General features: G+C 41.1%; 18 protein-coding genes and 3 pseudogenes. 6 read left to right on the top strand and 15 right to left on the bottom strand.

The window, feature by feature from the left end:
- Positions 1–143: 143 nt before the first annotated feature.
- The 3 genes from HWQ23_RS11285 to HWQ23_RS11275 all read right to left on the bottom strand — a co-directional run bounded on the left by HWQ23_RS11285 (position 144) and on the right by HWQ23_RS11275 (position 2,631).
- Entirely contained in the window at positions 144–731 is a 588-nt protein-coding gene (locus HWQ23_RS11285) for a Uma2 family endonuclease (RefSeq protein WP_292827869.1), read from the bottom strand.
- Positions 732–811: 80 nt separating this feature from the next.
- A complete protein-coding gene (locus HWQ23_RS11280; RefSeq protein ID WP_292827867.1) occupies positions 812–1,513 on the bottom strand; it encodes an ImmA/IrrE family metallo-endopeptidase in 702 nt (233 codons plus the stop codon).
- Between the two features lie 23 nt (positions 1,514–1,536).
- Positions 1,537–2,631 (bottom strand): helix-turn-helix domain-containing protein, encoded by a 1,095-nt coding sequence (locus tag HWQ23_RS11275; protein WP_292827865.1) that lies wholly within the window; start codon positions 2,629–2,631, stop codon positions 1,537–1,539.
- A 565-nt stretch (positions 2,632–3,196) separates the two neighbouring features.
- On the opposite strand from HWQ23_RS11275, the gene HWQ23_RS11270 reads away from it, so the two are divergent.
- From HWQ23_RS11270 to HWQ23_RS11260, 3 genes are all read left to right on the top strand, one after another.
- On the top strand, positions 3,197–4,018 hold the full coding sequence (locus HWQ23_RS11270) for a PD-(D/E)XK nuclease family protein (RefSeq protein WP_292827862.1): 822 nt from the start codon (positions 3,197–3,199) through the stop codon (positions 4,016–4,018).
- On the top strand, positions 4,015–6,285 hold the full coding sequence (locus tag HWQ23_RS11265; protein WP_292827859.1) for a Piwi domain-containing protein: 2,271 nt from the start codon (positions 4,015–4,017) through the stop codon (positions 6,283–6,285). The genes HWQ23_RS11270 and HWQ23_RS11265 overlap by 4 nt, the downstream gene beginning before the upstream one ends.
- Positions 6,286–6,403: 118 nt before the next feature.
- Positions 6,404–6,859, top strand: coding sequence for a nuclear transport factor 2 family protein (locus HWQ23_RS11260; RefSeq protein WP_292827856.1), 456 nt, complete (start codon positions 6,404–6,406; stop codon positions 6,857–6,859).
- A 104-nt stretch (positions 6,860–6,963) separates the two neighbouring features.
- Here HWQ23_RS11260 and HWQ23_RS11255 read toward each other — a convergent pair whose 3' ends face one another.
- The 3 genes from HWQ23_RS11255 to HWQ23_RS11245 all read right to left on the bottom strand — a co-directional run bounded on the left by HWQ23_RS11255 (position 6,964) and on the right by HWQ23_RS11245 (position 9,236).
- On the bottom strand, positions 6,964–7,173 hold the full coding sequence (locus HWQ23_RS11255) for a hypothetical protein (protein ID WP_292827853.1): 210 nt from the start codon (positions 7,171–7,173) through the stop codon (positions 6,964–6,966).
- Positions 7,174–7,304: 131 nt separating this feature from the next.
- On the bottom strand, positions 7,305–7,997 hold the full coding sequence (locus HWQ23_RS11250; RefSeq protein WP_292827851.1) for a hypothetical protein: 693 nt from the start codon (positions 7,995–7,997) through the stop codon (positions 7,305–7,307).
- 276 nt (positions 7,998–8,273) lie between these two features.
- Positions 8,274–9,236: an orange carotenoid protein N-terminal domain-containing protein gene (locus HWQ23_RS11245; protein WP_292827849.1), complete on the bottom strand. Its 963-nt coding sequence runs from the start codon at positions 9,234–9,236 to the stop codon at positions 8,274–8,276.
- Positions 9,237–9,937: 701 nt separating this feature from the next.
- On the opposite strand from HWQ23_RS11245, the pseudogene HWQ23_RS11240 reads away from it, so the two are divergent.
- Positions 9,938–10,087, top strand: a pseudogene (locus tag HWQ23_RS11240) (high light inducible protein); the annotation flags it as partial.
- A 126-nt stretch (positions 10,088–10,213) separates the two neighbouring features.
- Complete coding sequence (locus HWQ23_RS11235) at positions 10,214–10,453, top strand: hypothetical protein (protein ID WP_292827846.1); 240 nt, start codon at positions 10,214–10,216, stop codon at positions 10,451–10,453.
- A gap of 545 nt (positions 10,454–10,998) precedes the next feature.
- Here the strand turns inward: HWQ23_RS11235 and trpE are convergent.
- The 3 genes from trpE to HWQ23_RS11220 all read right to left on the bottom strand — a co-directional run bounded on the left by trpE (position 10,999) and on the right by HWQ23_RS11220 (position 15,197).
- Positions 10,999–12,513: an anthranilate synthase component I gene (gene trpE, locus HWQ23_RS11230; RefSeq protein ID WP_292827843.1), complete on the bottom strand. Its 1,515-nt coding sequence runs from the start codon at positions 12,511–12,513 to the stop codon at positions 10,999–11,001.
- A 99-nt stretch (positions 12,514–12,612) separates the two neighbouring features.
- Positions 12,613–13,038 (bottom strand): photosystem I reaction center subunit II PsaD, encoded by a 426-nt coding sequence (locus HWQ23_RS11225; RefSeq protein ID WP_292827840.1) that lies wholly within the window; start codon positions 13,036–13,038, stop codon positions 12,613–12,615.
- A 149-nt stretch (positions 13,039–13,187) separates the two neighbouring features.
- A complete protein-coding gene (locus HWQ23_RS11220) occupies positions 13,188–15,197 on the bottom strand; it encodes a DICT sensory domain-containing protein (protein ID WP_292827837.1) in 2,010 nt (669 codons plus the stop codon).
- 1,072 nt (positions 15,198–16,269) lie between these two features.
- On the opposite strand from HWQ23_RS11220, the gene HWQ23_RS11215 reads away from it, so the two are divergent.
- A complete protein-coding gene (locus HWQ23_RS11215; protein ID WP_292827835.1) occupies positions 16,270–18,561 on the top strand; it encodes an amylo-alpha-1,6-glucosidase in 2,292 nt (763 codons plus the stop codon).
- 242 nt (positions 18,562–18,803) lie between these two features.
- Here the strand turns inward: HWQ23_RS11215 and HWQ23_RS11210 are convergent, their stop codons facing one another.
- The 6 genes and pseudogenes from HWQ23_RS11210 to HWQ23_RS11190 all read right to left on the bottom strand — a co-directional run bounded on the left by HWQ23_RS11210 (position 18,804) and on the right by HWQ23_RS11190 (position 21,295).
- The gene (locus tag HWQ23_RS11210; RefSeq protein WP_292827833.1) at positions 18,804–19,484 is read right to left on the bottom strand and encodes a hypothetical protein; all 681 of its coding nucleotides are present in this window, start codon (positions 19,482–19,484) and stop codon (positions 18,804–18,806) included.
- 67 nt (positions 19,485–19,551) lie between these two features.
- Positions 19,552–19,848, bottom strand: a complete 297-nt coding sequence (locus HWQ23_RS11205) for a hypothetical protein (protein WP_292827831.1) — start codon at positions 19,846–19,848, stop codon at positions 19,552–19,554.
- A pseudogene (locus HWQ23_RS11200) lies at positions 19,838–20,080 on the bottom strand (BrnT family toxin); the annotation flags it as partial. The gene HWQ23_RS11205 and the pseudogene HWQ23_RS11200, both read right to left, overlap by 11 nt.
- Positions 20,081–20,324: 244 nt before the next feature.
- A pseudogene (locus HWQ23_RS33440) lies at positions 20,325–20,537 on the bottom strand (type II toxin-antitoxin system RelE/ParE family toxin); the annotation flags it as partial.
- 68 nt (positions 20,538–20,605) lie between these two features.
- Entirely contained in the window at positions 20,606–20,791 is a 186-nt protein-coding gene (locus tag HWQ23_RS11195) for a hypothetical protein (RefSeq protein WP_292827827.1), read from the bottom strand.
- Positions 20,792–20,965: 174 nt separating this feature from the next.
- Positions 20,966–21,295, bottom strand: a complete 330-nt coding sequence (locus HWQ23_RS11190; protein ID WP_292827824.1) for a DUF2973 domain-containing protein — start codon at positions 21,293–21,295, stop codon at positions 20,966–20,968.
- Between the last annotated feature and the right edge of the window lie 15 nt (positions 21,296–21,310).

Below are 21,310 nucleotides of genomic sequence, written 5' to 3'. Positions count from 1 at the left end.
TAAATTTAGGGCGTTACTGAATCATATTTTGATTTTAGAACGCCCTTAATTTTACCTTAAACTCACTCACAGGTTGCTTGTGTATACTGCAAAAGCATCTCGCTAAAAAGAAATGTTGCGAAAGTGTATCTTAATTAATAAAGCTATATAATCTGCTGTAAATCTAACACAAATCCAGGTAGTACATTTTCTCCTGATAAACTAGCAGGATTCTCTAATATCTCTACATCTTTACCTGGACGATAAATTTCTACTCGCTTGTTTTTACGATCAATTAACCAGCCTAATTGAGCGCCATTTTCGATATACTCCTGCATTTTATCTTGCAATTCTTTCAATGAATCAGTACGAGAACGCAACTCTACTACAAAATCAGGACAAATTGGGGCAAATTTTTCTTGTTGTTCTGGGGTTAAAGCATTCCACCGCTCAATTTTTACCCAAGAAGCATCAGGAGAACGTTCTGTACCATTGGGTAATGTGAAACCAGTTGAAGAGTCAAAACCTTTGCCTAATTTAGTCTGTTTATTCCAGATTCCTAATTCAACAACCATATCAAAGTTACGGTTGCCAGTATCACTACCTGTAGGTGGCATAATTAATAATTCCCCTGATGCTGTACGCTCAAATCGGTAATCGCGGTTTTTCTGACACATCTGGAAAAATTGCTCATCAGTCAAGTCAATTTTCAATTTGAGGACAAGAGGTAAGGTAACTGTAGCAGCGTTCATAGGCTATCCTGAGCATCTTACTTTCTAGTGTAGTGGTGTGTGAGGTGCGATCGCGTTTTGGAGATGATGGCGATCGCACTTTACCTATTAAATAAATTTGTCTGCCCATTCGGTGCAGCTTTACCGAGATATATTTGCTTAGAACCCTTGGGAATGTGAATCCAACCAACGTCTTGCAAACGATAAACAAGATTAGATATGGTTACACCAATATCCTTTTGCATTGCATAAAGGTGATGCCAATTAGTTAAATCACGTCCTTTTCGTTTAGCTTCCAAAATTTCTCTAGGCATTAACAGACAGCTAGCAAAATACTGAGCTTGCCATTCTCGCCAGTCATCCTGAGTTTCAGGACGGCTCTTATAAATCTGCTCACTAACATTACGACATAGAAATTGCTGTTCAATTGAGTCAATACTTAGGGTTAGCTCTAACTGCTCCACAGAACCTCTGGCTACATCTTGATTTATATGAAGTATCCAATGTCCAATTTCATGAGCAATTGTAGATGCTTGAAAACCCTCTTCTTTTAATTTCTGTATGTTCTTGTTAAGTACTATCTTTGGTTCTTTTTTAGGAATTATTTTAGCTACGATTTCTCCTTTATCATCAGGAAGTATACTTTGCCAATCAATCATTATTCCCAAAGCATCAGCAGTACAATTAGCGTCAAAAGGCCACTTCGGAGTAAAATTTTCTGCCTTCATCCTCTCTAGAACTTCATAAGCTTTCTGCTCAATTTCTGTTTTAGAATAGTATCTATATGCCTTGAAGATGCTCACGTTATTTTTTCCTCACTTTTTCCTCATAAATAATACATTCTTGGCTGCTTAGGCTCTAATTCTATTTTTCCGGGATAGATTTGCTTAGAACCTTTAGGTATATAAATCCAACCTAGATTTTGCAAACGATAAATAAGACTGGATGTTGTTACACCAAGCTCCTTTGTGATTGCATAAAGGTGGCTCCAATTAGTTAAATCACGTTCTTTACATAATTCTTGTAGAACGTAACGAGGCATTAATAGACAACTAGCAAAATACTGAGCTTGCCACTCAAATGCTTCAAATTTATCAATTGGGCTACTAGCACTACGACATAGGAATAAAATTACTTGATTTTCATCATCACTATTTCCGTTAATTTCTTCTGATAAAATCTCACTATCTTCTTGGTTAATATGAAGTACCCAGTGACCTATTTCGTGGGCAATTGTAAACTCTTCAAAAGTCCCTAGCATTTCTGGAAGACCTGAATTTACCAGTATTCTTCTTTCTAATGGTAAAATTTTAGCTACTATTAACCCATGTTCATCAGGCAAGATTTCCCCAATATCAACGCTTAAATTCAAATAATCACATACTCTAGTAGCATCAATTGGTATTTTAGCGGCATCATTATGTAAACTTTGCATCTGCTGTAAGATTTCATTAGCTTTCCTTTCTATCTCCTCTTGAGAGTAAAAAATGTAAGGCTTGAATAAGGTAAGTTTTTTTTGAAGCTTTTCTACTTTAGTTCTCAACTCCGCATTTTCTTTTTGTAATCTTACAATTTGCTCATCTCTTGCTTTAACTAAAGAATCAATACCCGGACTTTCCCTCATTCGACGAAATAAAGCAGGCATTTCTTTGTAGTTAGCCTTAACCATGTTCTCAAAAGCTTCCGAGTCATTTTGAGTCATGCGTCCAGCTAGATACATCAGCTCCTGTGCATTCAAACTAAGATGTTCTGCTAGCGAACGGATCACCTTCTCGCTTGGCTCAACGTGGTCGTTTTCTAGTTTGGACAAATAGGTGTAGTCCACCCCTACCTTTACTGCTAGCTCACGCTGACTTAATCCCTTCTTTCTACGGGCTTGCCAAATACACCTGCCAAAACTCTGACTCTCTTGTTTATCCATAATCATATTCAACTGCCTAACGCATTTCCTGAAGCATACATAATAATAAACCTTCTATCGGTTTGAGTCATAGTAGGCTGAAAGCCTTATTTTAAAAAGCTTTTCAGGAGTCGCTGGGCTATAAGTCACCCAAAATTTTTAGCCTTTGAATCACTCATAGATAAATAGTACCAGTATTGAATATATAAATCAACATAATTTTATTATTAATTATGTAGTTGACAAAATTACTACAAGTTGAATAATATGATTCAATACTAAACAACTTATATCTTGCCTTGTTGAAATTATATAGCAATTCAGGCGGCTATACTGATGTTCGTTGAGTCCAATTCCGTTACACAAGAGCAAAAATATGAATAAACAATCGTTGAACCCTGAACAACTAAGTTTCTCCGTTGGTAGACCTTTACCCGCAATCCACAACTCATAAAAGCTGCGGAACAGATGCTAGAAGGCTTGCATACCTTGGAAATCGCCACCGAGATTGATGTATATACAGCAATCTACGAAATCCTAACCAAGTAAAACTTTTTTCTCTGCTAAATTCTGGAACTTGACATCAATGAGCCAAAATTGGCTACCATTTGCCAGCTACAACTTATGGTTGCAATTTTCCCCGCCAATAGGGAAAGAACACTTACACTGTGACATGAAACGAGGTTTTACAAAAGCGCGATCGCAAGAACCTGCGGTTGCAGCAATCTTGGCAAGTGATAGCACTCCTGTGCGAATTGGATTACTAGCACAAAAGGGAGTTTATGAGTTTCATGAAAACTCCCCGATGTTACATCAAGAAGACGCTGTAGAAAAATTGATAGAGATTCTGGAATTGCGGAAAGAGTCAGATTTGGTTCAGCAGCGAGTATTTCAGATACTGACAAACTACCAGCAAAATCCAATTCTTGCTGAGAAGAAAATTATTCAACTTAGCCGAGGTGATGAGGGTTTTCCAGAACCAATTTTGATTAAGCAAGGTAATCAGTCTTTTAACTTCTATGCTGCGATTGACTGTATTTTTGCCGAAGAAGATGATACTTTGCACATTTTAGATTTCAAAACTGGTCACTCTGATTTTGATCGGCGGCAAGGGTATATTTATTTACTAGCTGCTAGTTACCGATACCCCCAGCAAAAAGCAGTAGCGTCTTTTTATAACTTAGAAAATGGTAACTGGTCAGAACCTATCAGTGCAACATCTAACACTCTTAAGGCTTTTCAGATAGAACTCGCTTTAATAGCTCAACGACATCAAGAAGATTTGAGACGCTACCGTAAAAATTCTGCTGATTTCAGTCAAATATTTCCCCAAAACCCGGGTGTAAGTTGTCGCTACTGTCCGTTTAACTCAATTTGTGAATTTACTATATTAGAGGTTTCTACATGACTGCTGGTGTGCTTCAATCCCCCTTAAAAAATAATATATCCCCAATATTTTTGGCAGAGATATTTTTACTAAATATTCCTCAACCTAACTTAATTTGCTTTCGACTGACTCCCAGAGTAGATACTGAAATAGGAAATCGTTTAAGTTGGCGCTTCAGTCAGAAATTTCCTGATATTATGGCCATCTTTGCAGATGGAAATTTCTGGGTTTTAGCTAAACCTGATCAAGCAATGCCAAGTTTAGATGAATGGCGAAAAGCTTTAACAGTAATTCAAGAGGAATTGAAAAAAGATATTGGCGATCGCTATTATTCAATCCAATGGGTAAGCCAACCACAGATATCTGCTGATATCCTTTCTGAACTAGCTATAAGAATATTAAAAATTAGACGACCATTTTCATATTTTACTATTCCATTTAACAATATTGAAGTTAGGCGAGAAGCAAAATTTTGGGCAGAAGCAATTGAAATTAAAAATATTTCACACCCAGCTATTGCTATAACCGTTCGGAGTTCTTTTGTATTTAAAGGAAAATTGTCTGAATTCTACGAAAATCATCCTTATAGACAAAATCCAAGAGATTTATTAATTGGTTTAAATGTTCGAGATATTGAAAAGAATAGTTCAGCTACTATTGTAGATATTGAAGGAACTATTGGTGAGCGTGAAGAAGAATTACTCGACTATAAGCCTGCATCAACCAGTGAAATCGCTATTCGTGAAGCACCTAAAGATCAACCTGTTGTAGTTGTGCAGTTTGGTAAGAATAAAAAATTGTATCCTTATGCAATGGCTGCTCTTATTCCCTGTATCACAGAGGATACTGCCAAACGATTTGATGTAAACTATGGGGATTTACTCAAAGAAGCTAAGATTCCTTATCAAGAGCGGCAAAATAGTTTGGCTTCATACAAAAAAGAAGCCGCACTAGCTCTAAGTATTTATGGATTTGTATTATCAGAAAACTGTATTAATAGTAGAAAGAGTGGCAATTGCTCTGAATTATTCTTACCACTAAAATTTAAGCTTGAAGATACTCAACTTTTATTTGGAAAGGATAAATCTGGTCAAAATTTTATTAGTAGGAGAGGAGATGTTCTTAAAGGACTATCAAAAGCAGGCGTTTATCGTCGTCAATTTCAATATGAAGATAAAGCAAGACCGATTCGGATTGCAGCTTTGAAACTTTGTGATTTGAAGGTAGATCCTTTTATCAGGGAAGTTCAGAAACGTCTAAAAGACTATGGGTTTGAAAGCATAATTGTTCATCGAGTTAGTGTATCAGTAAGTAGTTCAAGTATCTCTGATGATAGAGAAAAAGCTGAACACGCTATTAATGAATTAATGGCGATTCCTACTGATATTGTTTTGACATTTTTACCTCAGAGCGATCGCCATGCTGATAATACTGATGATGGTAGCTTTTATTCTTTTATTTCTTCACGCTTACTCCGGCGTGAAATTGCTAGTCAAGTAATTTATGAAGATACATTAAAAAATACCAGCAATTATGGCAATATCCTTAACCAGGTAATTCCAGGAATTCTCGCAAAATTAGGAAACTTACCCTTTATTTTAGCTGAACCTTTAGAAATTGCTGATTATTTCATCGGCTTTGATGTTTCCCGAATTTCTAAAAAGAAGGGAATCGGAAGTAGAAATGTCTGTGCGAGTGTGCGTCTCTATGACAAGCGAGGAGAGTTTATTCGTTATCGACTGGAAGATGCTTTAACCGAGGGTGAAACAATTGATAAACGAACACTAGAGAGGTTTCTACCATCTGCTGAATTAAGACAAAAAACTGTACTAATTTACCGTGATGGACGTTTTTGTGGTGATGAAATAAAGAATTTAAGAGAAAGAGCAAAAGTTATTGGTTCAAAGTTTATTTTGGTAGAGTGTGTAAAATCTCAGATTCCACGACTATATAAATTTCAGCAGTCTGTAGTGACAGCACCAACTAAAGGGTTAGCTCTTCGCTTATCGCCGTATGAAGTAATTTTAGTCACTACTGAAGTTAAGTCTGAGAAAATGGGTTTACCTTATCCTCTGCGTTTAAAGGTTATTCCCGATCCTGAACATGAACAGCAAGTATCAATTGAAAGTATAATAGAAGCTACACTTAAACTGACATTGCTACATCACGGAGCGTTGAAAGAACCTCGCTTACCCGTCCCATTATACGGTTCTGACAAAATAGCTTATCGGCGGTTACAAGGAATTGCTCCAGGTACAGTGGAAGGCGATCGCCAGTTTTGGTTGTAGAATTAACATCAATGCTACAGACATTCTGCATCCAATCAAAACCTAATTTTTTGCAAGAGCGAGGTTAAATCTTACTAATGCTCTATGCCTTGATAATTTAGAGGGTAGAAAAATCTAGATGCTTTGGTTGTCTCGATGGCTAGTATTAGGAACTATATTTGTTAGCTTAACTTTTAGCACACCTTTATTTGCCAGTGAGTCTATGAACCAAGAAGATATTCAGATATTAATAGAAAAAGCTAAAGATGCATGGGTTGCTCAAGATGTCGATGCTCTTGCACAGTTATTTACAGTTGATGGGGAACTAATCGTACCTGGTCAATCCTGGCGGGGGCAAGAAAGAATTCGAGAAGAAGTTACCCATTTTAAACAACAGTATTCAGATGTCAATATAGACATCCACCGGATTATCGTTGGAGCAAATCAGGCAGCAGTAGAATGGCACTACGAAGATACGGAAAAGGCGACAGGTCGTCGTAATAAAGCTGATGATGTAATTGTCCTAGATTTCAGGGATGGTAAAATTAGTCGTTGGCGTGAATATTTTGACACACAAACGCCAGCTAACAGATAGTTGCAGTAGCTGTCATAGTCAAATCTCCTTACTTCAAAATGAATTAAGGAGATTAGATCGTCATAATTAAGTTGCAATTTAAAAGACACAATGCGTTTACCACCTTAGACCGCTCTGATGAAGAATTTAACCTTCCCTTGGTGATAATAAAGTGGAGGAAGCGATAAAAACTCCACACCGTCAATGCCTTTGATTGATTTACACTGTTCGCCTTTGATTGATTTACACTGTTCAAACATCTGCGATCGCTCTCCTTCGATGTCTGATAATGGGTCACAGCGGCATAACACCCATACAATGTTGTTTGTTTTCATTTATAAGAATAGCTAACAGTTGGGTGAAAACCCTCACTCTAGGGTAGGAATACTAAGTAGCCAAGGGAGAGAGCTATATTCGTTATACAAGCCTATCTAAAGTAATATTTTAATTGTTTATTTTTGAATTGTTAGTTGCTCATTTGACGACGTTGGGACTGTGCTTGGTTGAACTGCTTTTGTTCTGGTGTTAATTCGTTGTAATCACTTGAGGATTGCATATCCCACTGTAATTCCGCTAGTAACAGTAAACTAACGCTTATAATTAGCCCGGTTGAGAGAAACTGCATGACACCGCAGTAGGGTAAAACTAAGATTCCTAGCAAATGAATAAACCCCATCAGAACAAATGTGCGTGAACGCATTCCTACCCCCGTGCAAAGGTAGCCGATGGCACTTAATCCTAACCACAGTGGACATAGACGAATCAAGACCTCTCCCCATCCCAAAAAAATGCTCAGATCAGTCAGGATTAAACCCACTAGGATTAAAATCGCCCAGCAATAAACAACCCAGCGTAGCTGTTCTACAGTTGCCCAAAACCAAGTTAAACTTACCATGCCGACTGAACCGAATAAGGTAAGCACTGACCACAAAATCGCTTGGCTACTCCAACTAATGGGTAGAAACTGGGCGGTTACGAAAATCCCAGATGAAATTAGTCCCCAGAGAATAAATGCTTGATCTACCTGAGTATAAAACTTTGAAAAGAGGGTAAAATTTCCAATTTGGTAGTTTAGACACACTAGACCTTGAATATCTTGAAAATCTAGCTCTTGCTGTTTTTCACGTAGGAGTGGCTCAGAGGAATTGAAAAAAGTCATTAATAATCTATTACTATCGGTAGATAGAAAAACTTGTAACTCTATCCAAAGAGGTATTGTTATTTAAATATTAACAAGTAAATAAAACTTACGCATTCATAGAAAAGCCTAAATGACAGATATGCTTTTCAAGGCTTTTAGCTAGATTTTTCAACTACCTTTTGGCGATCGCAGGACGAATATCCCAAAGAAGCGTGGATGAGTGGCGATGTCTACGACGGACGTAGCTGCGGCTGCTTCACTCATCCAAGCTTAAGCGGCGACTAATCTAGCGCTCTACTTACGTGCTAGGTTGAGCAGTTCTTTAGGAGAAGCAAGCAAGTCAATCGCTACAAAGAAGACTTTCCCTTGGGGATCTAGCAAAAACCGCCATGCAATATTCATCCCCACACTGGCACCGAACCAAGGGCTTTGAACTTTACCTGTGACTTTAACTTGTGTATAGCCATCTTCCACTGGCTCAGATACACCGCGCTCTGGTATCATCTTCAGACCCTGGCATTCTTCACGCATATAAGCGCGGATTGCCTCTTGACCAACAATCGGTCTTTCAAAGGGAGGTTGCAAGGCACCTTCAGAACGAAACAGAGCAACCGCAGCATCAAAGTCATTGGCATTCATGTTGTTGATATAGCCCAGCACCGTAGCATTGTTAATGCCCTCGATGGTGACTTTAGTCCGAAACGCTGGTGCAGTGGGAGGGGACACCGGCTCTGAGACTTTTTTGTAACTACCGGGAGCGTTCGGGTCAAATCCCATGCTAATTACGGTATTGCGTAGGATGGTGATTTGTTGACCGGAATCAGCATTGCGGATGGCTTGCAACACATCGGCAGCTTTCGGAGAAAGCTTGTAACCTTCTGGGATCGGAGCAACGATTCCCTGAGCCATCCATTCTCCTAACTGATACCAGAAGCCCAACTTGATGTTGACAGTGAAGGATGCATAGGAACGGCACAGGGGAGTGTCAGCACGATTAGCCAAATCGTACATGACTTGCGTTTGAGCCTCAAAAGGCATCTGCTTAATTTGTTCGAGTAAGCCTTGCGCCAGGATCATGTTGGCTGCCCCAGGAGCAGCAACCGTAATACTTCTACCCATCTCGGTATAGGCAAACCAGAGTAATGCTAGTTGATCTTCAGCATTGAGCTGAGAGAATGATTCGACAACAGTTGGAACAACGTCAGCAATTAGGGTGCCGGGAAAAATACTTTGAGCCGACTGGATGGTAAAAGACATAGCAGAAATTCCCAAAAGAAAATTACGGTTCTATCGAATCTGAAAATCAAATGTGTAAAGACGGAGGGGAAATGCGTTTAGCTGTTAACAAAGGCACTCAGCAGTCTTTGCGTATGCGTAGCTCGTCGTAGACATCGCTTTACCAAAAGGCATAGCGATTTTGTTGCCGTTGAGTTTGGATACTCGGCAAAGCAGATTGCAGGCTTAAGTACTTAGTTATTTACAAAGCCTTGATCAACAGTGGTTTAACGCATTTATCTTGCTTTATATCTTTATGTAAAGAAACATAACAATTTCGTTACAAATAAGCAATACTCTCTCAGTTATACACTGATAACTTCTGTTTATAGGAGTTATAAGTTTTCCTGAAGTCAGATTAAACGCAATTGATGCTTTTGTGCATATTCACTTAATCGAGCATAGACATCGCACATCTCTACACGCATCAAACTTCCGTAAACAATCCTTAATTGAACCATAGCGGTTCTCAGTTGGCTGCAATACTTCCGCTTATTGCAAAATCAGAAGCCAGAATTCAGGTAAGAATCGGTATATTGCGATGCCTATTTTCTCGCAGAAATCCAAAATACCCTACTTGCTTAGTACGGATTTCACTACCTTTATCTTTATGTCAAGCACTTGTAAAAAATATTTACAATAGTTAATATTCATTTACAGATAACAAAAACAGGGAGTAAAAGATGACAAATAGGGGCTTTACGATTAACGAACGCGGTCAACTCAACAGATTTGCGATTGAACCGAAGGTTTATGTTGATTAAACCCCACGGACAGGCTTCACCGAATATGCCGAAAAATTGAATGGGCGTTTGGCAATGATTGGTTTTGTCTGACTCATCGCTTTGGAAGTTTTCACCGGACACGGTTTGATTGGATGGCTAACCAGCCTTTAGATAAGACACTTCAGATTTAGGAATTTTCCTTATTTGACAAACAAAACAATTTAGAGAGAAACTATGAAAACTGATTTTGATTACCCCAAAAAAGATTTAATTGGGACCGTTGTTTTTAGACCTGATTTCAATAACTTTGAGATTGTCAATGCAAATCAAGCCTGGTCATTGTTTTTCACAGTCGGTCAAGACGACAAGGGACTGGGACAAGAAATTGAATTCGGCAGATTTTTCACTAACCTTTTAATTGCCATTGGAGTAACTGGAATTCTTTGGACGATTTACTTCAGCCAATTGGGATGAACAAGTTTGTTCATTTCTAGTGTGTAGTAACTTCAACTGAGGTCTTGGATTTGGATACCAGGACTTCTTTTCAGTTTTCACTCTTGTCTAAAAAACTCTGTTTAGCTTTGGAAAAAGTTTGATGTTGATTGGATTTATAAAGCTTCCCAATTTGTCACGGTATTGTGGATACGTGGGCTTAGAAGTAGCAGAAATTGTTTCTAAACATCTTGCAGTTCAAAGTAAAACCTATGTAATTCAAAATAGAAGGATACTGGTATATCAACTTTTAAAATCTGGACTGGATTCTCATACAGCAAATCGAACTGTTACTGTGCTTATATCAAGCCCGGTTTTACAATTAAACAACCAAAACCAGTGTGCTATTAATTGGCGAAAGTAACCATAGCCCTACTTAATCATTCGTGAACAAGCAGCTCCCCGACTTCTTAGAGAAGTCGGGGAGCTGCTTGTTGCAATTATTACAAATCAAATAAAATTGCTATAAGTAGACTAGCGCTCTTTTAACGAGAGTAATATAAGAGCGCTAGTCCCCACTCCCTAGTTCAACGCAAACAACGAATCGCCTCTAATAGACCTCTAGCTTTATTCAGCGTCTCTTCGTATTCTTTCTCTGGCTCAGAATCAGCCACCAAACCGGCACCAGCTTGCACGCTCACCGTATTATCATGGACTACCATTGTGCGAATTGCGATCGCAGTATTTAATTGCCCTTCAAAATCATAATATCCATACACACCGGAATAAACTCCCCGACGACTAGACTCTAACTCGTGGATAATTTCCATCGCCTTAATCTTGGGTGCGCCACTTACCGTACCGGCTGGGAAGCAAGCTTTCAATAAATCCCATGCTGTTTTACCAACTGCTAATTTACCCACAACATTGCTGACAATATGCATCACATGGGAGTAGCGCTCAACTACCATTAATTCATCAACTTTGACGCTACCACTTTGGCAAACACGCCCCAAATCATTCCGTCCTAAATCCACAAGCATTACGTGTTCGGCAATTTCCTTGGGATCTTCGAGTAAATCCTTCGCAAAGGCTGCATCTTCCTGGGTAGTTTTACCCCGTGGACGCGTCCCGGCAATTGGGCGTACTGTTGCTATCACTCCACCATCGGAATCGGTTTCCGCTTTCACCATCACTTCCGGACTGGAACCGATAATCTGCCAATCTTGGAAGTTGAAGTAAGCCATGTAAGGCGAAGGATTAATCTGACGTAGGGAGCGGTAAAGGGCAAATGGGTCGCCTGTGTATGTTGTTGATAGTCGCTGGGAAATTACTACTTGGAAAATATCCCCTGCTTTAATGTGAGCTTTTGCTTTTTGGACACTGGCGCAAAAATCAGGACGGGTGAAGTTGCTGGTGTATTCCTCTGCTTCTTTAGATACGAGACTTCCGAGCGGTTTCCATTCCAATCTGGTTTTTTGCGGTGATAGCGGTAGAGATAGCTTTTCCAGCATTTGGGTGACGCGATCGCACGCTTGTTGATATGCTGCTTTGATATCTACTTTCGGATCACGTAAATCAGCATAAGCGATCGCCCAAATTTTCCGCTTCACCTGGTCAAAAATCAATAGGTGGTCTACCTGCATCCACAACCCATCAGGGATATTCCGCTCATCTTGTGGATAAATTGGCACACGCGGCTCAATCCAGCGAATCAATTCATAGCCCCAAAACCCAAACAAACCGCCAATTCCTGGCGGTAACTGTGGTAACTTAACTGGGTGAAAAGGTGCTAAACATTCGGCTAAAGCTGCAAAAGGGTCGCCTGCAAAAACGACCTGTGAACCGTCACGGTTTTTCTGAGTCGTGCGATCGCCCCTTGCTTCCAAAACCCAAAGCGGATCACAGCCCACTAAACTATAGCGTCCCAGCTTTTCCCCGCCTTCTATCGATTCCAACAAAAAGCTGTAGGGCTGACCTGCACATACTTTATACCAAGCAGATACGGGCGTATCTAAGTCCGCTACCCATTCTTGATATACCGGGACGAAGTTGCCTTGTTGCACTAGGGTGCAAAACTGGGAGAAATCCGGAAACATCATTATTTTTCAAAGGTAATTGGTAATTGGTAATGGGTAATGGGTAATTGTTTTTCTTACCATTTACCCATTACTAATTACCCATTAGCTACTAACAGCTAATTATGGAGCGTCGTAGGTAGTAACACCGCTAAACTTAACTTTAGAGGGACTGGGGTTTTGTCCGATCCGGCGGTCTACATAACGCACTTTGTCACGGCCTTCGGTAACCTTTTCGGGGAAGACACCATCAGCTGGGTGAAGTAAAGTGGTTTCTCCGTTGGGTAAAATCCGGTAAATTTTGTAGTCTGTAATTTTGAGTTTCCGGAGTTGTTGACCGCCCAAAAAGATTCCATATTCTTTACGAGCTATATACAGCAGGTTTTCACCTTTCCGCATAGTAGCAGCACCACCTGTAGGCAATTCAAAAACTTGCTCTTTCGGGCTAGTCCAGGTGATAGCGTACTTTTCTTCGACTTCTGCTTTTCTGAGCAAGCCACCGGTGCTGCCACCGTATAGGGGGGTTTGTCCAGAGAGTGTTTCTGCCATAAGTGATTCTCTCAACGTTTTTAGGGAATCCTAACACCGCAACCAGGATCATATTGCGATCGCGTCATAGACTGTAACAGTTTTTAGTCATTTGTCCTTTCTCCTTTGTCATTTGTTAAAAACTAATCCCCCATGCCCAATACCTATTTCTATTTACTCTTGACTTTTGTCCGCTTTTCCTCGTGGCTACTCTGAACAATCGGGATGGTGAAGTGAAACTGACTACCCTGGTCTTTGCCAGTTGACTCTGCCCAAATTTCCCCACCCCAGCCATTAACAATTTGACGGCAAATTGCTAAACCAAGTCCAGTCCCGCCAGTGGTGCGGCGTAGCGCTCCCTCTTCTTGATAGAAGCGGTCAAAAACTACTTCTAAACGATTCGGTTCAATGCCGCGTCCAGTGTCAGCTACAGTCACCTCGACCATTTGACGGCTGTTGTAAATCGCTTTAATCGTAATTTCTCCTTGGGGTGGCGTAAATTTAAAAGCATTGTCCATGAGTTTTGCCAGTACCTCTACTAGCCAATCACCGTCAGCTCTTATCAGAGGTAAGCTTTCGGGAATTTTAGTCTTGATTTGGGGCGGTTTTTCGGTTGAGGAACGCGTGCGATTTCGGCTGAGTGCTAAATCCACACACTCTTGTAAGGTGAGGGATTCTGGATGCCATTCCACGCGGCCGCTTTCCAAGTTGGAAAGTGTGAGGAAATCTTGTACCAGTTTTCGCATCCGCTCTGAGTCGGAAAGAGCAGTGTTGAGCATGATCTGCTGCAACTCCAAGGGCATATCCGGCTCACTAGCGAGGCTTTCTAGGCAGACTTGAATTGTGGATAGGGGGGTACGCAGTTCGTGCCCGGTGATGGCTATAAGGTTGCTGCGGGTGCGGTCTAGGGCTTCTAGCTGCTGGTTAAGTTCTTCTAGGTTGGCGTAAGCTTCTGCTTGGATGAGAGCAGCTCCTACTTGGGTGGCGATCGCTTCTACCAGATCCAGTTCCCCAGGTTGGCACTCATGCGGTGGCATCCGGCAATAGTGCAACTCCACAATGCCCAATAATCGCCCTTGATAGAATACTGGTTCTATTAGCCAAGAACGAATCGCAAACTTTTTGGCGATCATCGAGAGTCCTGGCGAATTGGTAACGCGAGGTTCACTCAGCGTATCGCTCACACAAACGCCTTCGCCTTGTTCCACTATGTCCCGAAATAGGGAATTTTTCTCTAACTCCCAGGTTTGCCCACGAACAGATAAAACTCCAGGATTCAAAAACTCGTGTTCAATTATCGCTTGGGTATCTGTGGCTTGAGCGCGGTAAATTAAACAGCGACAAGCTTCTAGATGTTGTCCTAATTCTTGTGCCGCCACTTGCAGAACTTCACGAGGATCGAGCGATCGCCGAATCGCAGTGCTAATCGAGTTGACTAATTGTTCTTTTCGTGCTTGAACAGCAATTGAACGGTAGGCTTTGTGCAATTTGTACTGGCTAGCTTGCAAGTAAGTTACTAAGCGTTGCACAAAGGGGTCTGTATCGATGTCACAAGCATATTCGTTGACCTGTTCTGCTCCAGAGTGGTTTCGCGGCTTCCCGATGCCAAACCTCTGACGTGCCTCCTCAATTTTACTTACCAGTTCTGGTCTATAAACCGAAATCCTGTCTAACAGCAATTCGGCGGCTTTCAGGCTAACTCCCCTTTCCGATGTCCAAATGCCCTCAAATCTTCGCGCTGTGTCTATATCCAGATTAGGGCTTAGTTCAGGTAGTTGCTTATTTTTGGCAATAGAACCAAGGTTTTCCCGGCAAACCAGACAAGTAGCATAATTGTCAGCAATCACTACCAAATGCCACTCTTGACTTAAGCCATCCTTTGAATCAAAAGCCACTTTTTCGTAGTGTTCCGAACTATTGGCGAAATCAGTTTCTGGAGCAGATAATACGTATATTTGATTACTTCGCAAGGCAAGTCGTTGGTAGCGATGAGCTTCTTGGCGGTAGAATCGCTCTCGCTGGAAACTAGCAATTACAAGGGGTTGGACTAAAGTCCCAGCCAAAACTTGATCTTCCATTGCGTGGGAGAGTGCCGTTAGTGAAGCCTTGAAATATAGCTGGGGCCGCAAGTAGGGTAGGGACTTTAGCAGATCACTCAGCACAGAAGTCGAAATGCTCATGAATTATTGTTAAACGCTCAACCTCGACAAGATCCACGTCACAGCTGCATTGTACAAATTTCCAAGGACTGTCAAGTTAAATAGACAGTTGCAATATGTAAAGAAGGCTAAAAAGCACTTTTCGCCAAAGCAGGCGCAATACTTTGTTACCAACTAGGAGGAGTGCGTACAACTTGATTTGTTGATTGACAACCTACTACGCCCAATATACATTCTCGACAACTTATGCTTTTGCTTGCACAGGTAAAATATTTTAGGACTAAGTACTAAAACACTAATTGTTGTCTGGTTTAAACTATTTTATTCACTAATAACTACTGATGATTGATTGATAGTCCACGCGTAGGCAAAGTAGCACGTCGTAGACATCGCCTACTTTGCCTACGTTGTAAAGAAATTTTCTTGCCCAAAGATCATTCCTGCGACATTCACATAATTTAAATTTAATCAATTAATTGATTATTATAAATTAGTCTAATCCAATACCAAAGATATTTAAGACAAATCGTAAAATGGTAGGTAACAAATGCTCTCTATACCCAATAAAACTCTAAATTTCGCATTTTTGCTGAGTATACTATATATCTTGTCTCTTGAGAAAGTTCAATGACTAATGAATTATCTCAAAATCCTCAGTTTTCAGTCTTGACTTCAGACTTGTAAAATATAGATTTATCAAGATTTGCTTAATAAATTTCAGGGCTGCTATTTTGTCAGCAGTATGTAAGGATTATTTGGGCTAGAATGGCTCAAACGAGTTTTAGAGAGCGGCTTTTTTCGGAAGTTGTGAGGATGAACAAGAAGCAGAGAGGATGGGGGCAGAGGAGAAACCCATACTTAAAAGCAGGGGCAGGATAACTGACCTGACTCCGCACCTTCTATCTTTTTACGATACGCTGTTCTTTGTTTGTGCTACGTGTCTCGACACAAATCTTTCTTTTTTCGAGCTAAATAAATTTAGTTGCTCTGTCCCAAAGCAACAGGGTATTTCTTTTTTCCCTGTGCCTCTTGGGTAAGAGACTTCTACTCAAAAGACGACAAAAATATAGACCTGTACACGGAACTTTGGCTAATGACATCGGATACGATAATGACCCCGGAAAAAATTTTCCTGGATGGAAAAACTTTTATTCCTGCCGAACAATTACCTATTCCGGAGTGGCCTTGTGTTGTGAGTGAAAGACCACAACCGACACTGACGGTTAAAGATGATGATTTATTTTTTGTCACAGATACTATCGGGAATATTTCTGGCTGTTCCCTCAACGATGGGAATACCAGCATGGGACTGTTTTGTTGTGATACGAGATTTCTGAATCGCTTGGAGTTGCAAATTGAAGGGCGATCGCCTGTACTCCTCAGTAGTACTGCTGAAAAAGGGTTTTCACTCTCAGCTTTGTGTACCAACCCCAGAATCGACGAACGCCTAAGAGCCGAAACTGTGGGAATTCGTCGCGAAATCGTACTGAATGGGGCACTATTTGAAGAAATAGAAGTATCTAACTACAGCACAACCACTGTCAATTTTGAAGTAAGCATCAGCTTTGATGCAGATTTTGTTGATTTATTTGAAGTCCGGGGTTATGACAGAGCAAAACGAGGTCGGCTTTTACGCCTAGTGGAACTGACGGCTGAGGAAGGAACATTTTCTGTCGTCGATGGCGTTGTGCCTGTACCGAAAGAGCCATTCGCCTCTAGAGAAGAATCCTTAACACTCGCCTATCAAGGTCTGGATGGCTCGGTGATGGAATCCCGGATTCTATTTCAACATCGGCAACCAGACTCTTTCAAGGGTTACACTGCGGTTTGGCAGCTAGAGTTGGCTTCTCACGAAACTCAAAAGCTGGGCTACCGAGTGAATATGTTGAGAAACAACCAATCCAGTTCAACTGTGAGCGCCGCCTTCACCTTAGGACAGGCGAAAGCCGCTGAGTTGATGGAGGAGCAAAACTGGGTACAACAAATTACACGCATTAGCTCAGATAAGAATACCTTCAATCGAGTGATTGAGCGGGCTGAACAAGATATGTATTTGTTGCGCCAATCTTTTGGTAAGCATAAAACTGTTTCCGCCGGAGTGCCGTGGTTTTCGACACTATTTGGGCGAGATTCGCTGATTACAGCTTCTCAAACCCTGATGTTAAATTCGCAAATCGCCAAAGAAACCCTGATATTACTGGCGACATACCAAGGTAAACTCGACGACGAATGGCGCGAAGAAGAACCGGGTAAGATTTTGCACGAGTTGCGTTTAGGAGAAATGGCTCGTTGTCAAGAAATTCCCCATACACCTTACTACGGTACAGTTGATGCGACTCCCCTGTGGCTGATGCTCTATGCCGAACATTATGCTTGGACTCACGATCAAGAACTCCTAGAGCAACTTTGGCCGAATGCTCTAGCAGCAATGGAGTGGATCGATCGCAATAGCAAACAAACCAGCTACCTGAGTTACTTCCGTAAATCTAAACGCGGTCTTGTTAACCAAGGTTGGAAAGATTCTGGTGACTGTATCGTAGACCACAAGGGAGAATTAGCCAACGGCCCAATTGCCCTCTGTGAGGTGCAAGCTTACGTCTATGCCGCAAAAATGCGCCTAGCAGAAATAGCTAGGATGAAGAAGCGGCTTGATTTGGCAGATCGTTGGCAAGAAGAGGCCAGAAATCTTAAGGTTCGTTTTAATCAAGATTTTTGGGTGGAAGACCAGGATTTCTGCGCTATAGCTTTGGATGGAGATGGCAAGCCAGTAGACAGTATTAGCTCAAATCCTGGTCATTGCCTGCATTTGGGTCTGTTCACACACGAAAGAGCCTATAGTGTGGCAGAACGGTTGCGGGCACCAGATATGTTTAATGGTTGGGGCATTCGGACTCTGAGTAGTTTGTCACCTGCTTACAATCCAATGGGCTATCACACTGGTTCAGTTTGGCCCCATGATAACGCTCTGATTGCAATGGGATTGCGATCGCTCGGTCTAATCGATCAAGCCCTGGAAATATTCCAAGGTTTATTCGACATGACTGAGCAGCAACCCTATCAACGTCCTCCAGAACTTTTCTGCGGCTACGAACGGAACGGTGATAATACCCCTGTGCAGTATCCAGTTGCTTGCACTCCCCAAGCTTGGGCTACTGGTAGTATTTTCCAACTACTACAAATGATGGTCAACTTGGTGCCTGATGCTCAAAATAACTGCTTGCGAATAATCGACCCCGCTTTGCCAGAATCGATTAATCGCCTGTCATTTCATAATTTGCGAGTCGGCCCCACCATTCTCGATTTGGAATTCGAGCGTTCTGGTACTACGACTGCTTGTCGCGTTGCGAAAAAACGGGGCAATTTGCGGGTAGTTATCGAAGCTTAGGGAACTCCAAAAAATAAATTATTCCATCTTATGGGATGGGCATCTTGCCCGTCCTTGGTGATTAGCGGGCAAGATGCCCGCACCACAAGAAATTTTTGGATATTTTTTTTATTTGGAAGTCCCTTAGAAATCGACTAGGGAGTAGAGAATTCACTACTCCCTATTTTATCCTTGGTGCGTGCGATCGGCAGGATGACCTGAAATTCAGCTGTCGCCTACCATCCGCTCTAACCAACGCAGTGTTAGCCGACTTCATCGCCAGTGTGTAGAGTTCTCAAGAGCTGCTCTGTAAGCTCGATCAATTCATATACAGAATTTTGCGTAATTTGTGTAGTTTTGAAGCCATGAGCAATAGAATTACGTAATGGGAGTGAATTCATTAGTAACTGATACTCAGATTTTGAAATTACACCTTCAGTTGCTAATTGCTTCACTAAGTACAGTGGATCAAATCTTTCTAAACTTAGCTTTTCCTTTTGGGCAATAAGTCTCAAAGTTGCTTCTACTAAAGGCCAGGAACATAGGAGAGCTAATTCTGGATGTTGCGTTGTAAGTTGCCTTGCTGCTTGCAACTGTGATTCTATTTCATGCTCTTGAAGAGAAGCCTCAGCTTTGGGAGAATACGTTGTATCCTCCGGGTTGGTCATTACTAATTCAAATCTCCAACCAGGATGTTTTTCTACCGCTTGAGCTAAATTACCTAAATATTGATTAGAAGAAGAGTTCAGTGAGGAGCGTGACTTGACTTCAATAACTACATTTTCTTCTCCCCGACGTACTATCATGTCAGGGCGATAGTGATTAAGGAAGTCAGGCAAGTCTTCTGGATTTGGATGAAAAAAAACTTCGTAACCCTTTTCACGATACTCCTCTGCTAGTTTCAGCAATCGCTCTCTTTCTAAGTTTGCGGTTGGAGTTTCCATCAAATAATTACCTCCTGGTTAGGAGCATCAATTACAACAGGATTTAGCTTTTCTCTTACTGTCGTTACTAACTGTTGCTGTGTCGCTCAGTAGCTTCGTTGAGTGCTTCACGAATTATCTCATCACTCACACCATGCCGTTTCAGGCTGGCAATCAATATAGAAACTGTATCACCTTCAAGTCGCTCAAGATCGGCTCTAAGTCCTTGGCCGATGTAAGCACGAACTAATGGCTGATAACCAGAAAACCCTAACAATGGTGCTACTCGCTTCAAATCCTCAATCACATCTTCGGGAATGCGAATTGTGATTGTCGTCATTGGACGATTTTTATCGAGTCGCTTTTTTAAGACTTCAGCTTTCATAGTATTCATGTTCCTTGCGCGTCGCTTTCCGAGCGGAGATGATCCGAATCATGTCGTTTTTACGCTGAATGTAGACGACGTACAGAAGATTCCAGCGTCTGTCCAAGCCAATCACAGCATCCCGTTCCTGATCATTGCGGCTTGCATCAACCAGCACTAGAAACGGATCGAAGAAAGCTTCTACGGCTTGCTGAAATGTTACGCCGTCATGATTGCTGGGATTAATCCAAGCTTTCTCCTCGTTCTAAACGAAGGTGACACCATTAAGGAATAAGAATTAAATAACATACAATTTATGTCCCTGGATTACCTCACCCTCAATCCCTCTCCTTATAAAGGAGAGGGAAGCTAGATACAGGATGAAGTTTTGTATTTTATTTAATTTATGTTCCTAAGTATGAAAAACACATCCATACCTGATAGTCTAGGCAAGATGTATTTACGTTGTCAATACGTTCTGTTGTAAAAGTTTACAATTACAATTCTGGGCTGAATCTTGATGCGTGCCAGAACCTTGCAATGCTCACCTGTTTTTTGTCTTCGTCAACCCGATAAATAATGCGATACGGCTTTAGGATTAACTGGCGAATGTTAGGTTCATCAAATTCCGAAACCTTTTGCCCCTTAAATGGAAATTGGCTTAGTTCTTTCGTTTTTGCTAATAACCGCTTACCAAGCTCTCTGGCAGCTTCAGGATTATCTTAAGCAATGTACCGAATAATAGTCTCTAAATCTCCAACTGCTTTTGGCGAGAGAATTACTTGGTAGTCCATGTATCCATTATCTGCTCAACCTGCTCAATTGGAATCCCCTGCCCTTGGTCAATCTGGTCAAACCCTTCCCGTATAGCTGCAATAAACTCAATTTTCTGAACAATTTCTCTTAGGGTTACATCCTGGGGTAAATGTTTTACCAACTCAATAACGGGTTCTTTGTCACTCATAGCAACTTAAACCTGCGCCAAGTGGACAACACAATGTTAACTTACCAGCCTAGTGACGCGATCGCCTCGAATTCAAGGATGGTAATAAATTTCTGCTAAAAAAGGTTAGGGATGTAAAAATAACAATAATTTACACCCAAACTGCTAACAGACGCGATTAATCGTGTCTCTACGTTATCCTTCCTCGGAATTATCTCTTTTATGTCCTGGGGATGCTTCGTAAAGTGCATCGAGATGTTGACGCGCATCTTCAACGTTAATCGAACGCATTACCAAAAGTGGCTCTTTAATTAAGTTACCCGCGTTATCTAATAACTCTGGATGGGGTACAAACTGTTTTTTTGATGAATAATAACCATAGTTGCCTTGATTATTCATTGGCGAGGAATTCGCTGGGTAAGTTCGCTCCCGATCAAAACTGAACATGATCAGGTTACGAATTAAGTTGCCAACAGCTATAAATGCAAGGATTGTAAAAGCAAGAATGTAAAGCAGGTGTAACATTAGATTTTCCTCCAG

Origin of the sequence: Nostoc sp. JL33 (assembly GCF_017114985.1) — a bacterium.
In the GTDB taxonomy this organism is placed as follows: domain Bacteria; phylum Cyanobacteriota; class Cyanobacteriia; order Cyanobacteriales; family Nostocaceae; genus Nostoc.
This window is presented reverse-complemented; position numbering and strand designations above follow the sequence as displayed.